The following is a 16,146-nucleotide window of genomic DNA, read 5'->3' as shown; positions in this document are numbered from 1 at the left end:
TTTCTATTATTCTTTTACGTTAATTAATTTCGCGCAGGCATCCTCTTCTTCGAACTTGCTGTCCAGCTTGGCCGTTAAGACAATAATGAATTTACGGGAGCGGATGTCTTTGTCGACTTCAATTCGGATATTGCGGGAGAAGCCGAGAATGATATTTTTTGGATGTGTGAGAATGATATCAGAAGCGTCATATTGCGCATCTCCCTCACCGACTGTGTACGGCTGAATATTAGAAACCCCTTTGACTGGTACGCCGAATGCTGTTGATAAACCGCCCTGAACAGCCAGGTCCCCAAGGTTTGTCTGGCGGTCTGCTACGCGGTCCTTCCATTCAACTTCTAAGCCGTGAGACGTATAAAATCTGAATTCCTGAGGAATACGCAAATATTTTGGCGGAATAGCCTTTAAGCCTTTCTTGAATGTCGCTCTGGACAGTTCTTCACCGTTCATGTCAACGATGTGGGACACCGCTTGTTTGCGGATGCCGTCCAGCTGAGCCAGATACGGATCAGCTGATGCTGTATCACCGTTTACAATCAGCTCTTCAATATCAACGGCTGCGCGCTCTGCTAAAATTTGCATGATCGTCTGCTGAAGGCCGTCTTTTTCAATATTATTTTCGAGTGTGTCATACGTAATGTTGATTTCCGCAATGACTTCTTTCGTGTTCAGCTGGACAGTGCTTGTCGTTGGAACTGTCAGCTCGTCGTTTGACAGTGCTTTTCCTTCTTGAGCAGCCCGCAGAATACGCTGGCCGAAGCCGATTTTCTCAAATTTTTGTGAGTCATTTTCCATTTGAATCACGCGGGATTCACTGAAAATGGTCGGCGTGTTTTGCACCATGCGGATAAAGGCCGATGCTTGCGCAGGGTTCATAAGTCCGCCGCTTTTTAAAGCAGAAAGCGACATTTCCGCTTTCCGAATGATCTCTTGATTTCTCAATTGATTTCCTCCTCTTTGACTGGTTTTACAGCAGTCCGCTCCAGATAGATTTTTTAACTTGCTCTGTATTGCCGCTTGCATCGTCCGCTGTCTGCTTAGACGCGCCTCGCGCTTTTTCCAAAGCCTCGATTCGTTCAATCAGCGGGGCAAGCATGTCCTCAACGAGCTTTTTCAGACGCTCGTCATCACCCGTCTGCTCCGGCTTTTCCTCCGTGTCTGTATTTTTTTCAATCCGCTCAAGCCGTTTGAGCAGAGGGTAAAGCGCATGCTCGAATGATTCTTTCATGTCTTCTTTTCTCATTTCTTCAGTCTCCTTCCCTGTTTTGTCAGCCAGCATTTGCTTGAACACATTGAAGAATCCCGCTTTTTCAACCGGTTCTTCTTCATATACATCAGCAGTGCCCGCCATGCTGTAGCCGGTGATGATTCCAGCCTTGATATGTTCCCACACCTCGTCAGATGCTCTCGTCACGAGTACCCACGAACCCTTTGTAATCTGCTTTGTCCCGATCATAAAATCATCGGGCGCCACATATGACTCGACCACGACGCCGGTTCCGCCTTCAAAGCTGTGATTGATATCAATCTCCCGTGCCTCGGCGAGAAAGCCGTGCGCCGCTTTTTCAATTTCCTCAGCAGTCATAAAATCGCCGTGGGCATCTGGAACATCAGGCTCATACACGATTCCGTACACGAGCCTTTGTTCATCCTGCTCACTTTTTGTAAACAGCCGAACCTTTTTTTCAAATGACGGAGGTCCGGATGACTTCGTAAAGAAAAATTCTGTCTGGTTAGCCGCCTTGTCCACATAGCTGACAAAGCTGATTTTGGCATTTCTTAATTCCCGCGCCACCTGCTTGCTTCACCTCCCTTCAGGACGTTTTGATCCCTTCGATGCTTTCTTTCAGCTCCTGCATGAGCGCAGTCAGGTTTGTCTTTTCCGCATCCTGTCCTGCAGGCCGTTTATAAATCTCCTCAGGCCACTCCTCCAGCGTTTTGCCAAGCACCCGTCCGGCAAGATCGCGTAAATCATTCGGTGAGACTGCTCCGGCTGTAATAAAAGGACCGAGCACTTTCGCAATCTCAAGCGGATCACGAAAGTCCGGTCCTTTTAATGTCAGCCGAACGTCATGAATATTCAGCTCCGGCAAAAGCAGCGTGTTCAGTTTATTCACAAGCGTTTTTCGCTCCGGCTGAAAGACCTGCTCCTCCGTAATTTTTCTAGCGGTATCAGCTGTCGCCCGGTTATATTCCTGGGCCTCTCCTGTATACAGCGGCGGGAGGCGGAACGCCGAGCGCAGCTTATTTCTGCTTTTTTCATCGTATTCAAGAAACAAAGCGTCGTTTTGCAGAATTTCCGCCAAGGATTTGATTTCCACGGACACCGGCGTAATATCCTCACCTCCGTGGATATCCTTCTCTTTTGCGATTCCTTCCGCTTCAATCAGGAGAAATTTATGGGCGTTTTCCACGCCTTCAAGATCATTCATGTACTCTTGCAACTCCCGGTAAGAAGTTTCCGACAGCATCCCGTTTTCCACTGTGATCGCAGCGGGGACGTGACGGCCCTGCTTAAAATACATAAAATTGAGCTCTTCTGCTTTTCGGGCTCCGTATAGATTGACGATATTGCCGACCCAGCGGGGCACGCCGTATACGCCGCTTCCGATTTTGAGGTGAATGGCTTCATTTGCTTGATACTTCTCTGCCAATGTGTTTACATATTCACCCGTACGCATATCCATTTTTCGCGGATCGCCGTATTCCTTGAAAAATACTTTCTTTCCATTGATCATTTGCACATATTTTCGGAAACGTTTTTGCCTTTTGATTCTTTTCATTTTCCCATTTTCTTCATATACAAATGAGACCTCAACAGGTTCACCGGCTCCGCATACACGCATATATTTCACATCTAAATATTCGATGCCGGCCGGTTTTCCCATCCCGTCGCGAAGCACTTCCATAAAGCCGTTGCCTGTTTTTTCTCTGTCTTCGATGGCATAGCCTAAAATCATTTCGGCTGATTCGTCAAAATGAAGGCATTTATAAAAGGCTTCAAGTCTGGCCCATTCTTTTTCCGCTCTTTTCTTTTTCGTCTGATCGACGTCACTCGCGTTGACATCAAACGTGTACTCAACATCGAAGCCAAAACCTGTAATATTCACCCTGTACGCATCAATGCATTGCTGAAGAATCGTCGAATATTCAGCAATGGTTTTAAGCTCGATGATATTGTAGGGCGGTGCGATAATATCCTCTCCATACAGCTCAGAAAAGTCATCTTCATAGATTTGCTTTGTCTGAGGTACGGCGGTATTGGCTTTGAACACAGTTGCTCTGACTGTTTGATTGTGCGTCATTTATAACCTCCTCCTTTCCCGGTTCGGCCGGATTCGTTTGTGTGCTGTCTCTTTCATATCAGCAACCTCATAGTCATCTAGCGCATACCAAATGGCAGAAAGCGTATGCGGGTCAATCGTGAATTCATCCTCTATCAGAGCTCCGTTTTTATCTTTAGCATACGTTAGCGACTTGAGCTCATAGATGACATTTTCACAGCGGTCCGAACAGAATATCTTTTTGAATCGTTTCACCTTTTTGGTGTATTGAAGTCTTGAGCCGGGAAACTTTCTGGCTCCGACCATTCGAAAGCCCTGCTGGCGGAAATATTGGATGCTTTTCGGCTCAGCGGAGTCGGCTTTGATCAATTCCTGTGTGTCAATAAACTCACGAAGCTCCTCAGCCGTCCTGTCATCTGTCATTTTGTTTTGATAATACTCCCAATAAATGTAGAGGTATTTTTTTTCAGGGTCGACTACAAGTCGGACAACAGCATTGTAGGATTCCTCGAACCCAAAATCCATGCCTGTGCGAAAAATTGGCTTGTCGATGGCTGCGATACGTTCTTTTACTCGGTCATGCGGAAGCACCTCAAACTGTGGCAGGACCCTAATCCCGTTGACGCCGAATCGGCCTTTGCGGGCAATCCGGTACAGGTCAGGATCATATGCCTTGAGTCCGTCAAGCTGATTCACATAGCTTTTCGGGAGAAAGAGATTGTCGTTTGCTGTGGAATGATGATAATACGTATCCCCCTTGACAATTGTCCGTTTTTCGTAAAGCTCGCTGTCATCCAGCACAAACCGTTTATTGCGTTCATCCCGAAAAAAATGCCGGTACGTCCAATTGGAGGTGCCGACGGGATTGGTGGTGCAGATCATATGAAGCTTCAGCTCAGGGTGGCGAAGACGGCCGATTAATTCCTTAAAGCCTTCATACTTCACCTCTGAGCACTCTTCAATCCATATTAATGAAATGTTATGAACCGATTTTAATTTTGCCGGATTATCCATTCCTTTGAACATGATCCGGCTGCCGTTTTGAAAACGCAGCTGCAGCGGGGAAGAAAGGGCTGCCACAGCCTTTGTAAGGCCGAGCTCTTCAATCACCTCTTGAAACAAGGCGAAGGTCGAATCCCGATGGGTATCAAACACCTCGCGGATGACAAGGGCCGTCCGTTTTTCCTTCAGCAGCTTTAACACGATTTTCAATGCGGTATGATAGCTTTTGGATGAGCCGTAGCCGCCGACGAGAAACTGGTACGTCTGCTCCCAATTGAACACGTAATCTTCGAAATGAGGGTTGATTTCTTTTACAATCATGGCTTGTCCTCTTTTCGTTTGATCATGATTTCAATCGGCTCCTGGCTGTCATCTGTTTTTTCAGCTTTTTGTTTGGCAAGCTTTAATTTCTCGTTTTCAATTTTTTGTTTCAATTGATCCGGAAACAAATCAAAATATAAGGACAGCTTCTCGAGCGCCTTCATCTTGTCTGCGAGCTTGATGGCGATGCCTTCTTTGCCAAGCTTCGCTTCCGTCACAATGGTGCCGTCAACGAGCCCGGAATCTTTGACATCGACAAAGCTGATTTCCTTCATAATCGGGTTATCATCTTCATCAAACAGCGGTCCCGACTTCCCGACAGCCTGGACCTCTTTTTTTCCGAAAGTCACATAGTCCGTAATATCTGCAAAAGCGATCTTGATGTAAACCTGCAGCACGTCCATTGCTTCAATAAACATTTCATTGACCATTTCTTTTTTAATGCGTCTGATTTCAGCAGCGACCTTTTCATTCTTTAACAGACGGCTGCCCGTCACGTGGGCGCTGTCCGGTGAATAGCCCGCTTTAATTGCTGACTGTGTGGCATTGAAGCTTTTGACGTAATACAGGCAAAACAGCCGCTGGCGTTCATTTAATTCATTATTGTCTATCCGGCGCTGTGTTTGTTCGTTTCTGGTTTCAGAAAACAAGGCCTGTTTCCATTTGTCTTGTTTTTTCCAGACGCCGATTGTTTTCGCGGAAACGCCGATTGTGTCCGCGATCGCCCGATTTGTGATCTTTCCTTGATGTTGTTGATAGATTGCTAATGCTTGTTCGCGCTGTTGTGTTTTCATGCTACGGCATCACCGCCACCTCCAGCATGGATGTCTATTCATAAAAGCAGCTGATCTTGCCAGCCGCTTATGTGTCATGCTCTATTCACTTATAGGTGGCAAACGTATGACAAGCTTTCAGGCAAGCGATCGATTCATTTCCTCCTGCTGTCTTTGCATCTTTACGATTGCCCGTTTGATGGTCGTTTGCACAGTCGATTTTTTCACACCGAGAAGATCAGCGATCCGTTCATAAGAAAAGCATTCTACCTTATGCAGCAAAAACATTTCTTTTTCTCTGTCCGTTAACAGGGATAACGCTTCTTGGATTCTTTCTCTGTCTTCTTCTGATACCTGTCCGTCCGGCTCAACCATCATTGTGCTGGAAAATGATTCGATGATTCTCGGATCCTTGATCATCAGCCGCTGATACGCATCACGCCGGTCAATCGCCCGTCTGATGCCGGGCTGTCTTCCTTTTTCAAGCCATTCTGTTACATATTCAAGATCAGTAATCATGTTTCTGATGATCTTTTTATCCTTCAGCTCTTCAGCTGAGAGCACGGATTCATCTGCTTCAGCGAGCGGTTTATATTGTGTTCTTGTTTGTTTTAGCGTGCGTTTATATTCAAATAGTAAGTCTTGCATTCTATGATCCTCCTCATTTTTGGCAATAAAAAACGGACACCAATCAACGCACAAATGCTGTGCAGTTGATCAGTGTCCGCAGGCTTTCCGTCTTGGACGTATTCTATTTTTGCTTTAATTTAATTTGTAGCCGATTTCAAAATCCACGCGGGCAAGGTCTCCCTTTCTCGTTTCGACGAGTGTTTTTCCATGCTCCGGCGCTTCTGTGACCCATGCTTCTTGCTTGATACCGTCTACAATAATCACTCGGATTTTTCCGTCCTCCAGCTGGCTCTCCAGCGTGATAGAATCGATGTTTAGCAGTTTTTTAGGATTGATCAAGTATCTTTTCCTCCCTTTCCGGTCCAGCGCTTGTTTTGGCTTTTTCTAATAGCTGAATGATGCGCTCCTTTGAAAGAACAGAATTCCCTTTCAGAAAATCAAGAGCTGCTTTAGACGCTTCCAGCAGTTCGGGTGCAGCCGCCATCAAGGCGGCATTGCTTTTTTGCGAATAAGAGCTGAGGTTAAATACAGCGGCAATCAGCCGGCCGTTTGAATATGGGAATCTTTCTTTTTCTTCTTCACTGTATGCTGAATAAATATAGATCGGTTTCGTATCCCCGCACGGGACAGCACGCCACGGTGCAGGGCTTTTCTCTGCTTGTTTTGTTTTTGCCAACACTTTCACTTCCCGTCATCCTTATACCATTCTTCAATGTTTTTTTCTGTTCGCTTCGCCCGAAACAGCAAAGCAATTAGAGCAGTCAGCTGTTTAATCATGGACATTCAGCCTCGCTTTTCCCGCTGTCAGCATTTGCTCCAGCTTTCGTATGACCGGCGTTAAATCAGTGCCGGACCGGCAGTTCGGACATGGATGAAAAACAGCTCCAATTCCGGTATATTCCACAATGACTTTCTTTGTTTGACAAAGCTTGCACATTATCTGATGCCCTCCAATCTATGGTTCAGCTCGTACGCTGCTCCTTTAATAATCACTAAATAGTCGCTGCACATTTCGTAGATTCTCGTGCCGAGCGCTTCATCGACCCGTACAAGTGTTTCAATCGTCAGCTCACTCGAAAGCAAAATCGGTTTATGATTTAAGTAACGGTAGTTAAGTACAGAATACATTTGTTCTAATTGCCAATCTGTGGCACGCGGTTTGCCGTTAACCGGTTTAAACAGGTCATCTATGAACAGTACATCTGCCTGCTTCATCCTGCTCAGCTTCGCTTCCAAAAGGTCAAAGTCATTTTTCAGATCGGTAAAGCCTTCCACGAACGGAAAATAAATGACTGGTACGTGGCGTGTTCTCATTAATTCATTGGCAGCAGCAGTCAAAAGGTGCGTTTTTCCTGAACCGGGCTGTCCTAAAAGGGCAATGCTGTTTTTCCGACTGTCCTTGATTTGTTCATAATCGGCCACATACTCTTTTGCACATTCAAACGCGTCTTTTATGGCCTGTGGCTTTCCCTCCGTGCGAAATTCTCTGAAGCCCAGCTGTCTGAAGGCGTGAGTAATCTCACTGGCACCGAGAAGCCGCTTCACTCTCCGTTCTGCTCTGCAGCTGCACATTGTCCAGACTTCCAGGCCGTTCTGCCGGATAAGATAGCCTCCCTGATCCTTGCATCGCGGGCAATCATACCGGCTTGCGTCTAATTCGGCCGGTTTGTCCGCCAGTAATGGACGTCTCCCTCTTTTCAGCTCGTCCAAAATTTGCTCGATTGTTCGTTTTGTCATGTCTTTCCATCCTCTCATGTTGAATTGCGGCATTCTTTTTGGCCTGCAGCGCGAAAAATCGGTCTTCAATGAATTTCGAGCAATAGCGAAAGGCCTTGATTGTTTCTGAAGCGGCTGTCCGCCGGTTTTCAAAGGCTTGAAAGCATTCCTCAAGCCATTCGATTGTTTGCGTCATAGGAACGCCGATGGCGACAATACGGGCGATGGCTTGATAATCTCTGGAGGAAGGATATACGGTGCGTCCTTCTTGAGCCGACCGTAATTGTGTAAACCGCTTCGCAATGTGATCTACTGCATCATTAACAGCAGTATTTATATTTGTTTTATCTTTATCTGAGCGGACGTCTGTGTCCGGTGCCTGCGGCGAAAATGGCCGTTCCTTTCTGCTCCGGTGTACAGTTTTGTCCGATCTGAAGCTGAATTTTTTGGAATGCTTTACCGAAATGATCAGTCCGTATGGTGCGCGGACAGCTTTTATGTACTCATGGGTTTCGAGAAGCTCCAGCCATCTTCTGACGGTTTTCTCACTCACCCCGAAAACAGCCGCCATTTCTCTCGCTTTTAACGGCTTATGGCCGAGCACGATTCCCCAGCTTACGCCGTCTTTTTCAATTTCTTTTGTTGTTGAGCTGATGAACCAGAGAAACAGCCATAGCGCCGGACCAATTTTGTCATAATGTTCTGAATTCAACAGCCCTGAATACGTAGGAAAAGGATAGCTTTTATCGGTTTTCATTGTACGCCGCATCTCCTTTTAACATCATGTATGTTTGAAACTGTTCTTGCGTTTCAAAGTGGAACACCGGAAGGCCGCATGCCGTAAACGAAATGGTGCCGCCGGATTGTCCGAGATGGCGCTGATCTATGGGATTTTCACTAAAAACAATTTGGATTGGATACATGTGATCACTCTCCTGATCTGTTTTCGATACATTTCGTATCAACTGTTACCAAGTATAAACGATACAATCTGTATCATCAAGTTATTTTTGATACTTTTTTTATCATAACTTTATTTTGATACAGATTGTATCTATAATCATAAGTAACTTAGGGAGTTAAAAAAGAGAGGTCATAGTATGATAGGCAGCAGATTGAAGAATCTCAGGGGGAAAAGGACACAGGAAGAAATCGCATCCCACATTGGTGTGTCGCGGGCACGATATTCCCACTATGAAAACGGGCGAAGCGAGCCTGATTACGACACACTCCAAAAGCTGGCTGATTACTTTCAAGTAACGACTGATTACTTATTAACAGGGAAAGACAAAAAATCCGACGACGATATGTTTTCAGATCCGGACTTGCAGCTCGCATACCGTGATATGCAGGATTTTTCCCCAGAAAGCAAACAGCAGGCCATTGAATTTATCAACTATTTAAAAGAAAAAGAGAAAAACCGGAAACCGAAAAATAAATAAATATTTCTCTGTTCTCTAAAACATATAGAAAATAGACCGATATAAAGAAAAAAGTGTTTATTTTTTTAAGAAAAGGGAAAGATTTCTACACCACTTTCCAGTCCTATAAGGGCTTTTCTTTCTCGCTAAAAACAGAACACACGTTCGAAAGGGAGTATTCAATTGGGCGATTACTTATCACATCTGGAGGAATACGTAAAAAATTTATACAGCCGGCTGGGCATCACCTCCCCCCATCACATTGATATGCTAAAAATTGCAAAGGATCTGGATATTTGGGTTCATTTTGAGGATATGGGGAGCATGATGGTCAAATACGACGGTATGTATAGTATCGTATTGAATCAGAGAAAATCACGGGAAGAGCAATGGGAAGATTTTGGCCATGAACTGTGCCACGTGTTAAAGCATGCAGGCAATCATTTTCAGATGAACAAGCTCTTCAGGGAACTGCAGGAATTTCAGGCGAATCAATTTATGTACCACTTCTGTGTGCCAACCTTTATGCTGTTGCAGATGGAACTGCCGCAATGGAGAAGCCAGGCGCTTGCCACAATCGCGACGGTATTCCGGGTAACAAAGGAATTTGCTGAAAAAAGGCTTGAAATGTTTGAACGGCGTAAAGCAGGTATTCAATTTCAGAAGCGGCTCGCTTATTTATTATCACACAAGCGGCCAAATGTGTATGAGGAAGGCGATAAGCAGCACTTGCAGGTCGCTGAAGAAAAAGCGTTATATCATATCGGCAAATACAGCTGATCAAAAACGGGCTGGGAATATAAATCCTCAGCCCGGCAGAACAACTAGCATTTTGACATTGGAGGAATCGTATTATGCACCCACATAGGCGCCGGTTTAAGGTGAGGCGCAGGCCCAAATGCAATCGGGGCCGGAATATACCTGAATTCTCCCCGGCCGTCAAAGGCTTCGCCATGAGCCCATCTGCCTTGTGAGCTTTCATCCCCTCTGGAGAAATTAAACAGGTCATAAGCCACTTCCCGCTTTTCAAGCTCACGCGGAAATGTCGTTGGAACGACAATATCCCGTTCTCTTTCTTCTAGCTCTTTAATGGCCGCATACCACATATTTTGATGATAAGTATCCCTTGCAATTAAAAATGACAGCATATCTCTTACTCCAGGATCATCAGTCATCGCATAGAGCCTGGTCACCTGAAGGCGACCTTGAGATTCCGCATTTAAGTTTGCGCGGAAATCTGCCAGCAAATTCCCGCTTGCAATAATGTATTTGGCATTCCACGGATAGCCCTCACTATCTGCTGGCATTGCACCCAGACCGGACACAATCGCATGCTGAGGATTCATTCCTGACATCACTGCTGCAATGGCGGGATTGCTTTTATAAGCATCCTCCTGTACATCGGCTGGTGCATTATCCAAAAGCCTGGAAATCATTGTCGCCAACATTTCTACGTGTGCAATCTCTTCAGTACCTACGTCACATAACAAATCTTTATATTTGGCGTCCGCCCTGCAGTTAAAGCCTTGGAACAAATATTGCATCATGACACTGATCTCACCGAATTGGCCGCCCAGTATTTCTTGAAGCTTTTTCGCATAAACCGGATCGGGATGAGCTGGCTTAGCTTGATATTGAAGCTCTTTAATATGATAAAACATATGCATTCCTCCCTACACTTTCGCACAACCCTAGCGTATGAAGGAATGGGCCGATCGTGCAGGTCCCGTATCATTTATTCATAAAAACCAAGCTTAACGGCTTCCACATATCGATAAAACAGATCGTTTTGTATGTAACTTTCATCATGGCAGCCAAAATTACGGAATAACGCTTTTCGCTGTGCCGTGCTAACTTCCAATTGCAGTCCCATTTTCCTTTTCGTTCGGTTGACAATATTGTTCGGATGCACACCTGCCAGTCGGTCTTTGTCACTCGTAAGCTCAGCACTGAAGCCTGCTTCATTCAGCCGCTCACAAATAAGCTTGGCTTTTTTACGATCCGTGCCACCGACCAATGTATGCGGGATTTTTGGATCATGATACCCATGAAATGCTAATGCGCAATGGTGGGCGTTTACTTTTTCTAAAGCCAGCGGCTCGTCAAACCGAGTGCTTGTCAGGTGTAAGGAACGGTTATGTCGCTGCTTTACACCTTCAAACAAATAAATAGAACATTGATCGGAAAACGCCCGCACCAGCTCACTGACGCCAGGCTCAATTCTGCCGCCGTGGGGACCGAGGACAATAAACTCACTTCCGTTTTTCTCCTCATAAATAACCCGGTACTCCGTTTCGGAAGCAGAAAGGGCTGCAAAGCTGTCATACATATCTTTCATTTTAATGCTCTCCTTTACCAGTCAGCACCAGTTTACTCTACTCATCTATGTATGAAAACCTTTTTTATAGTATGATTTGATAGAATACGCATAAGGAGGTATATTATGGGATTTATTAATGGTTTACTTGGCAATGCGTCAACACTGTCAACGGCTGCAGCGAAAGAAGAGCTGTCTCATATTTTACTCGATGGTGAGAATGTGGATGCCGCATTTAAGCTGGTTCGAGATGTAATTGTCTTTACTGACAAACGGCTTATTCTTGTAGATAAGCAGGGCATCACAGGAAAGAAAACGGAATTTCAATCGATTCCGTACAAAAGCATTTCTAGATTCAGTGTGGAGACCGCCGGCCGCTTTGACCTTGATTCAGAGCTAAAAATTTGGATTTCCGGCGCAGAACTTCCCGCCGTCTCAAAGCAGTTTAAAAAGGATGAAAGCATTTATGATATTCAAAAGGTGCTTGCCGCCGTTTGTATGTAAGAAGAAAAACGGAAGCTTCGCAGCTTCCGTTTTTTTGATTACAGCTTTTCCACTATTTTCGCTTTCGTTTTCGGACCGTAAATGCCATCTGCCGTTAATCCGCTGACAGACTGAAAACGTTTCACGGCATTTGCTGTTTTCGGGCCATAAACGCCGTCAATGCCATGATTTTTCGCTCCTTTATCAGGGTAAAAATAAAGGGCAGCTAAAGCGGTCTGTACCTGCTTTACATTTGTCCCTTTCGTGAGCGGGCTTGTCACTTTGATCACTCCAGATGGGAGGGGGTAGGAAGACGCAGCATGGCTTTTAGAAGAAGTTGCCGTCTGAGACAGTTTAATCACCTGTCCGACTTTGATATGATTCGGGTCGGTGATATGATTTATGCTTTGCAGCGTTTTCACGCTGACACCATGTGATGCCGCAATCCCCGACAGTGTGTCGCCTTTTTTCACATGGTATTCAGACGCCGAAGAAGAGACTGAAACCTTTTTCGCTGACACGACTCCGTTTAATTCCTTTTCAATAGCCGCCTTCACTTGATCCCAGCGCCCCTCTGATAAAATGCGGTGCGGGCAGTACTTTCCGCTCCAGTCCTGATGCTTTCTCACCCGGTCGATTCCCCAGCCGCGCTCTTTCAAAAGCTGAGCCACGAAAGAAATCGCCAAGGCTTCGGCTGCCTCATATTTTGGACCTCCCGATTTGCTGTAGCAAATCTCAACGCCTATTGATTTTCGGTTTCCTGTACCATTTGTGCCGTCACCCGTGTGCCAGGCGTTTCGGTTAAGCGGCAGACCTTGAATCACCTCTTTATCATCCACCGCAAAGTGAAAGCTTGTCGAGCTGGTGTTCCCAATCATATAGCTGATTTCATTAGCCGCTGACGCATCATTTGCCGTGTTGTGAATGGTAATGTATTCAGCGGACATCGCATTGGGGCACTTCAGCGCGTATTTCGCTTCAGAAACCAAATTTTTCTTTACTTGAATGCTCACCTATCATCTCTCCTTTTTCTTTTTCATAAATAGGTGGCATTCGTAGGACGAAAAGCTCATTCCATCCGTCACCGGTATATGGATAATTGTGTTAAACTAAAGTTCAATAGGAGGGGTATGAGATGAATACATACTTAATGCTCACAACGAGAACTGATCAATTCAATCAGGAGCATGTAGCCGGACACTATGAATTTTTGGACCGCTTACAGGCAAAAAAGCGCTTAAAAATGTTCGGGCCATTCAGCGACGCCACAGGCGGAGCGTACGTCATTGAAGCAGGTTCGCTGGAAGAAGCGGAAAAAATCGGCCATGCAGATCCGCTGGTGGCTAGCGGATCTTCTGAGTTGACCATAAAAGAATGGAAGCTGAAATAAAAAAGACCCCTGAGGGTCTTTTTTGTCATCATCATGTTTGATTGCGTGCCGCAATATGAAATGTTTTCCCCTCTGTATCTGCTGTTTCTCCTGCATGGACCATCACCTGAGTAAAACTAAACCCGACCGCAACGAGCAACAAACCTGACATCCATTTAGATTTCATATAAACAATCTCCTCTCTGGATTTGTTTTTGTGCGTGCACCATTTTCTCATAAAATGAAAGTGCTTTTTCGGGCTGTCCGTTTTCTATATAGAATTGGGCAGCGTCATGCGCCAGTTCTTCAATATAAGGATACAGCATATGTTCTTCAAGAAATTGAAAGGTATGTGAGACTGATTCTGTGTCAATGTTTTTTCCGTATAACGCATGTAAAAATTGAAAAAGCTCCACAAATAATTCATCACTGTATTGACGGGCGATTTCCAATCCTTCACGATACTGTTTTTGCGCTTCGGCATCATTTTTTTGTTTATACAGAACCTGTGTTAAAGAGTAGATAGAATGCGGAAGATTATCGAACTTTTCCGACTTGCAAATAGAAACAGATTTCTCAAAGTATTCGGCTGCCTTTTGCAGTTCACCCATTTTCTCATAGCAGTTGCCGAGATTGTACAGGGCAGAACTGATCAGGCGGGGATTGCCTTCTTTCTTTGCAAGATCTAAAGCCAGTTCTAAGTGGGGCAATGCTCTTTCTGGATACTGCATATCATCATAATTTCCTGCAATAACGAATTCACATTGGATTCTGCGGACGGTGTACGTTTCATACATTTGGTACGTTTCTAATGCCTGAACGGCGTAGCTCATCGAAACATAGGTTTGTTTTAAATTGTAAAAAATCTCGGCCATTTTAAAAGCAAACTCGGCTTTCTCAATATCATCCGAGACAAGGGCAAGATTCTTTTCTGCCCGTTTATAATACATCATCGCACTCACAAACATTTTCTGCTTAAATTCATACATTCCCCGAAAAAAATTAAAGTAATAATCGAGAAGCCCTGTTAGCTTGTACTGGTTCCCTTCAATGTCTTCTAATAATTCTGAAAACTCAAGCTGCGACGTGTCCTCTCCAAAAGGCTTAATGTAATCCAGCATGACACGATGTCTGAACTCCATTAAAGAATAATACAGCAGCAAGTCTTGATCTTCTTCCATATCCTCGATTTCTCTTTCTACTTCGAGCTTGACCCGTTCGGCTTCAGCCACGTGGAACTGCCGGATATGGGTATACCATTCATTAATTTTAAGCCCGACATAAGAGGACGGAATCGTCTGCTTCATCCTCAATTAATCCCCCCTTTTGAGTTACCCGAGATATGTCATATTTTATCATAATTCCAAGAAAAAGAAGAACGCAAAAAGACCGCAATTGTCGAATTTCGGCTAACCGCAACAAAAAAGCGCGGGTTTTTTAAAACCCGTGCCTTCATTTAATGAAAACCGACCTTGTTTCTTTCCATCCAGCTTCCCTGCCGGCTTTTTCTTTGCTCACCAGTCATCTCTTTCACCATGGTTTCAATATGATGATTCCCTTCTTGGTGCCATTGAAGGGCTGAAGATACATATAATTCTCCCAGCTGTGCAAAGGAAAAGCCTTCTGTAAGCTTTGCGACGTTTTTTATTTCTCCCTCACTCAAAAAGATGTCAAAGCCCCTCATTTTCATATATTCCAGCCGCAGCTCCTCATCCGGAAGCCCGATTTCATAGGCACGGTCAAACCGTCCTGCACGATTCATCAAACCTGGATCGATCTTTTCGGGATAGTTCGTCGTGCCGATGAGAAAAAGCCCCTCTTTTGATGTCGCGCCGTCCAGCGTATTGAGAAAAAAGGAGCGCACATCTTCCATCGAATCTATATCCTCGATGACCAGAACTGCAGGAGCGAGGCGTCTCGCCGACTGAAAGACTTCTTCTATTGTCTCGCTCGACGTAAATTCAGTAATTTGCCAATAGGCAACAGGTGCATCGATACTGCCTGCGATCGACTTCACTAATGTCGTCTTTCCGTTTCCAGGAGGTCCATATAACAGAATACCGCGCTTATAAGGGATGTCATACGTTTGATAAAACGATTTATCACTATGAAAAAACTGATCAATTGATCTGTATATCTCTTTTTTCAATAACGGATTCATGATCACCTGACTCCGTTGAACCTCTCTGACAATGCCTTCCTGCTCTCTTGAAGTCCCTGCATCTCCATCCGTAAAAACGGTCACTTTCCGCTTGCTTTTTTCCCAGAGGCGCGGTCTGACTCCCTCTAGAAATGCACGCATCTTTTCATCGTTAACCGCAAACAGACAATCGAAACTCATAATGCTCCCATCTTGAAAATATGGAATTCTGGCAAAAGCCACACCCTTTTCAGGATACGCATATACACTGTTTCTTATAGACTTATGGACGGTATAATCCGGCTCTTTTTCATCTTCATCGTAAGCAAAGGTTTTCTTTTCAAGCTTTTCAAATATATACGCCACATGCTCAGGCTCCAATGAACCGTTGCGGACATCTTCTACAAGAAGCTCCCAGTATTCAGTGTTCGGGTCATCACTGGCATAGAGCTCATAGAAAACACCGTATTGCTCATAAAGCGTCTCTTCAATCCGTGTGATGAGGTAACCGAAAGTGCCGTATCCCGCCGCAGCTCTTTCATTCTCTTTTTCTTCGTACTGATAAATGAAAGGTATGTTTGTCATGTTTATACTCCATTTCATGTTTTGTGAACGTTATATATACGATTGACAAAGCATTTTGTTTCATCCTCACAGCATATTACTTGTTAATTGATAACCGTTGATATA

At 44.8% G+C, this 16,146-nt stretch carries 22 protein-coding genes; 4 read left to right on the top strand and 18 right to left on the bottom strand.

Going from position 1 to position 16,146, the window contains the following annotated elements; genetic code table 11:
- Positions 1 to 6: 6 nt before the first annotated feature.
- The 12 genes from AC4CV5_RS07360 to AC4CV5_RS07305 all read right to left on the bottom strand — a co-directional run bounded on the left by AC4CV5_RS07360 (position 7) and on the right by AC4CV5_RS07305 (position 8,649).
- Entirely contained in the window at positions 7 to 942 is a 936-nt protein-coding gene (locus AC4CV5_RS07360) for a phage major capsid protein (RefSeq protein ID WP_490922360.1), read from the bottom strand.
- Between the two features lie 25 nt (positions 943 to 967).
- A complete protein-coding gene (locus AC4CV5_RS07355) occupies positions 968 to 1,795 on the bottom strand; it encodes an XkdF-like putative serine protease domain-containing protein (protein ID WP_490922358.1) in 828 nt (275 codons plus the stop codon).
- Between the two features lie 19 nt (positions 1,796 to 1,814).
- Positions 1,815 to 3,305, bottom strand: coding sequence for a phage portal protein (locus AC4CV5_RS07350; RefSeq protein ID WP_166853540.1), 1,491 nt, complete (start codon positions 3,303 to 3,305; stop codon positions 1,815 to 1,817).
- The gene (locus AC4CV5_RS07345) at positions 3,306 to 4,607 is read right to left on the bottom strand and encodes a PBSX family phage terminase large subunit (RefSeq protein WP_490922356.1); all 1,302 of its coding nucleotides are present in this window, start codon (positions 4,605 to 4,607) and stop codon (positions 3,306 to 3,308) included.
- Entirely contained in the window at positions 4,604 to 5,401 is a 798-nt protein-coding gene (gene xtmA, locus AC4CV5_RS07340; protein WP_166853542.1) for a phage terminase small subunit, read from the bottom strand. Before xtmA ends, AC4CV5_RS07345 begins: the two co-directional genes overlap by 4 nt.
- 117 nt (positions 5,402 to 5,518) lie before the next feature.
- Positions 5,519 to 6,028: a sigma-70 family RNA polymerase sigma factor gene (locus AC4CV5_RS07335; protein ID WP_166853543.1), complete on the bottom strand. Its 510-nt coding sequence runs from the start codon at positions 6,026 to 6,028 to the stop codon at positions 5,519 to 5,521.
- Between the two features lie 114 nt (positions 6,029 to 6,142).
- Complete coding sequence (locus tag AC4CV5_RS07330; RefSeq protein WP_166853544.1) at positions 6,143 to 6,349, bottom strand: XtrA/YqaO family protein; 207 nt, start codon at positions 6,347 to 6,349, stop codon at positions 6,143 to 6,145.
- Positions 6,336 to 6,695: an XkdD/Y8K6 family phage-associated protein gene (locus AC4CV5_RS07325; protein WP_490922353.1), complete on the bottom strand. Its 360-nt coding sequence runs from the start codon at positions 6,693 to 6,695 to the stop codon at positions 6,336 to 6,338. Before AC4CV5_RS07325 ends, AC4CV5_RS07330 begins: the two co-directional genes overlap by 14 nt.
- Before the next feature lie 84 nt (positions 6,696 to 6,779).
- Positions 6,780 to 6,947: a hypothetical protein gene (locus AC4CV5_RS07320; protein ID WP_166853546.1), complete on the bottom strand. Its 168-nt coding sequence runs from the start codon at positions 6,945 to 6,947 to the stop codon at positions 6,780 to 6,782.
- The gene (locus tag AC4CV5_RS07315) at positions 6,947 to 7,747 is read right to left on the bottom strand and encodes an ATP-binding protein (RefSeq protein WP_166853547.1); all 801 of its coding nucleotides are present in this window, start codon (positions 7,745 to 7,747) and stop codon (positions 6,947 to 6,949) included. The genes AC4CV5_RS07320 and AC4CV5_RS07315 overlap by 1 nt, the downstream gene beginning before the upstream one ends.
- Positions 7,647 to 8,483 carry a phage portal protein gene (locus tag AC4CV5_RS07310; protein ID WP_490922351.1) on the bottom strand — a complete coding sequence of 279 codons (837 nt, stop codon included), beginning with the start codon at positions 8,481 to 8,483 and terminating at the stop codon, positions 7,647 to 7,649. The genes AC4CV5_RS07315 and AC4CV5_RS07310 overlap by 101 nt, the downstream gene beginning before the upstream one ends.
- Complete coding sequence (locus tag AC4CV5_RS07305; RefSeq protein WP_166853549.1) at positions 8,470 to 8,649, bottom strand: hypothetical protein; 180 nt, start codon at positions 8,647 to 8,649, stop codon at positions 8,470 to 8,472. Before AC4CV5_RS07305 ends, AC4CV5_RS07310 begins: the two co-directional genes overlap by 14 nt.
- Before the next feature lie 177 nt (positions 8,650 to 8,826).
- Between AC4CV5_RS07305 and xre the strand changes: the two genes are divergently transcribed.
- Together xre and AC4CV5_RS07295 are read left to right on the top strand one after the other, a co-directional pair.
- The gene (gene xre, locus AC4CV5_RS07300; protein ID WP_222142645.1) at positions 8,827 to 9,168 is read left to right on the top strand and encodes an HTH-type transcriptional regulator Xre; all 342 of its coding nucleotides are present in this window, start codon (positions 8,827 to 8,829) and stop codon (positions 9,166 to 9,168) included.
- Between the two features lie 162 nt (positions 9,169 to 9,330).
- Positions 9,331 to 9,927: an ImmA/IrrE family metallo-endopeptidase gene (locus AC4CV5_RS07295; RefSeq protein ID WP_490922349.1), complete on the top strand. Its 597-nt coding sequence runs from the start codon at positions 9,331 to 9,333 to the stop codon at positions 9,925 to 9,927.
- Positions 9,928 to 9,971: 44 nt separating this feature from the next.
- Here AC4CV5_RS07295 and AC4CV5_RS07290 read toward each other — a convergent pair whose 3' ends face one another.
- Both AC4CV5_RS07290 and AC4CV5_RS07285 read right to left on the bottom strand, forming a co-directional pair.
- Positions 9,972 to 10,808: a manganese catalase gene (locus AC4CV5_RS07290; RefSeq protein WP_166853552.1), complete on the bottom strand. Its 837-nt coding sequence runs from the start codon at positions 10,806 to 10,808 to the stop codon at positions 9,972 to 9,974.
- Positions 10,809 to 10,882: 74 nt separating this feature from the next.
- A complete protein-coding gene (locus tag AC4CV5_RS07285; RefSeq protein WP_166853553.1) occupies positions 10,883 to 11,485 on the bottom strand; it encodes a poly-gamma-glutamate hydrolase family protein in 603 nt (200 codons plus the stop codon).
- Positions 11,486 to 11,590: 105 nt separating this feature from the next.
- Here AC4CV5_RS07285 and AC4CV5_RS07280 point away from each other — a divergent pair, with 105 nt between their 5' ends.
- The gene (locus AC4CV5_RS07280; protein WP_166853554.1) at positions 11,591 to 11,968 is read left to right on the top strand and encodes a PH domain-containing protein; all 378 of its coding nucleotides are present in this window, start codon (positions 11,591 to 11,593) and stop codon (positions 11,966 to 11,968) included.
- A 38-nt stretch (positions 11,969 to 12,006) separates the two neighbouring features.
- Here AC4CV5_RS07280 and AC4CV5_RS07275 read toward each other — a convergent pair whose 3' ends face one another.
- Complete coding sequence (locus tag AC4CV5_RS07275; protein WP_166853555.1) at positions 12,007 to 12,960, bottom strand: N-acetylmuramoyl-L-alanine amidase; 954 nt, start codon at positions 12,958 to 12,960, stop codon at positions 12,007 to 12,009.
- A 122-nt stretch (positions 12,961 to 13,082) separates the two neighbouring features.
- Between AC4CV5_RS07275 and AC4CV5_RS07270 the strand changes: the two genes are divergently transcribed.
- Complete coding sequence (locus AC4CV5_RS07270; protein ID WP_222142643.1) at positions 13,083 to 13,337, top strand: YciI family protein; 255 nt, start codon at positions 13,083 to 13,085, stop codon at positions 13,335 to 13,337.
- A 31-nt stretch (positions 13,338 to 13,368) separates the two neighbouring features.
- Here AC4CV5_RS07270 and phrA read toward each other — a convergent pair whose 3' ends face one another.
- The 3 genes from phrA to yjoB form a co-directional block, all read right to left on the bottom strand.
- Entirely contained in the window at positions 13,369 to 13,503 is a 135-nt protein-coding gene (phrA, locus tag AC4CV5_RS07265) for a phosphatase RapA inhibitor PhrA (protein ID WP_019258130.1), read from the bottom strand.
- Positions 13,493 to 14,629 carry a response regulator aspartate phosphatase RapA gene (gene rapA / locus AC4CV5_RS07260; RefSeq protein WP_166853557.1) on the bottom strand — a complete coding sequence of 379 codons (1,137 nt, stop codon included), beginning with the start codon at positions 14,627 to 14,629 and terminating at the stop codon, positions 13,493 to 13,495. Before rapA ends, phrA begins: the two co-directional genes overlap by 11 nt.
- Positions 14,630 to 14,772: 143 nt before the next feature.
- On the bottom strand, positions 14,773 to 16,041 hold the full coding sequence (gene yjoB, locus AC4CV5_RS07255) for an ATPase YjoB (protein WP_490922346.1): 1,269 nt from the start codon (positions 16,039 to 16,041) through the stop codon (positions 14,773 to 14,775).
- Between the last annotated feature and the right edge of the window lie 105 nt (positions 16,042 to 16,146).

This window comes from Bacillus sp. NS1 (assembly GCF_058248265.1).
Note: the sequence above shows the minus strand (reverse complement) of the source record. Positions and strands in the feature narration are given on the sequence as shown.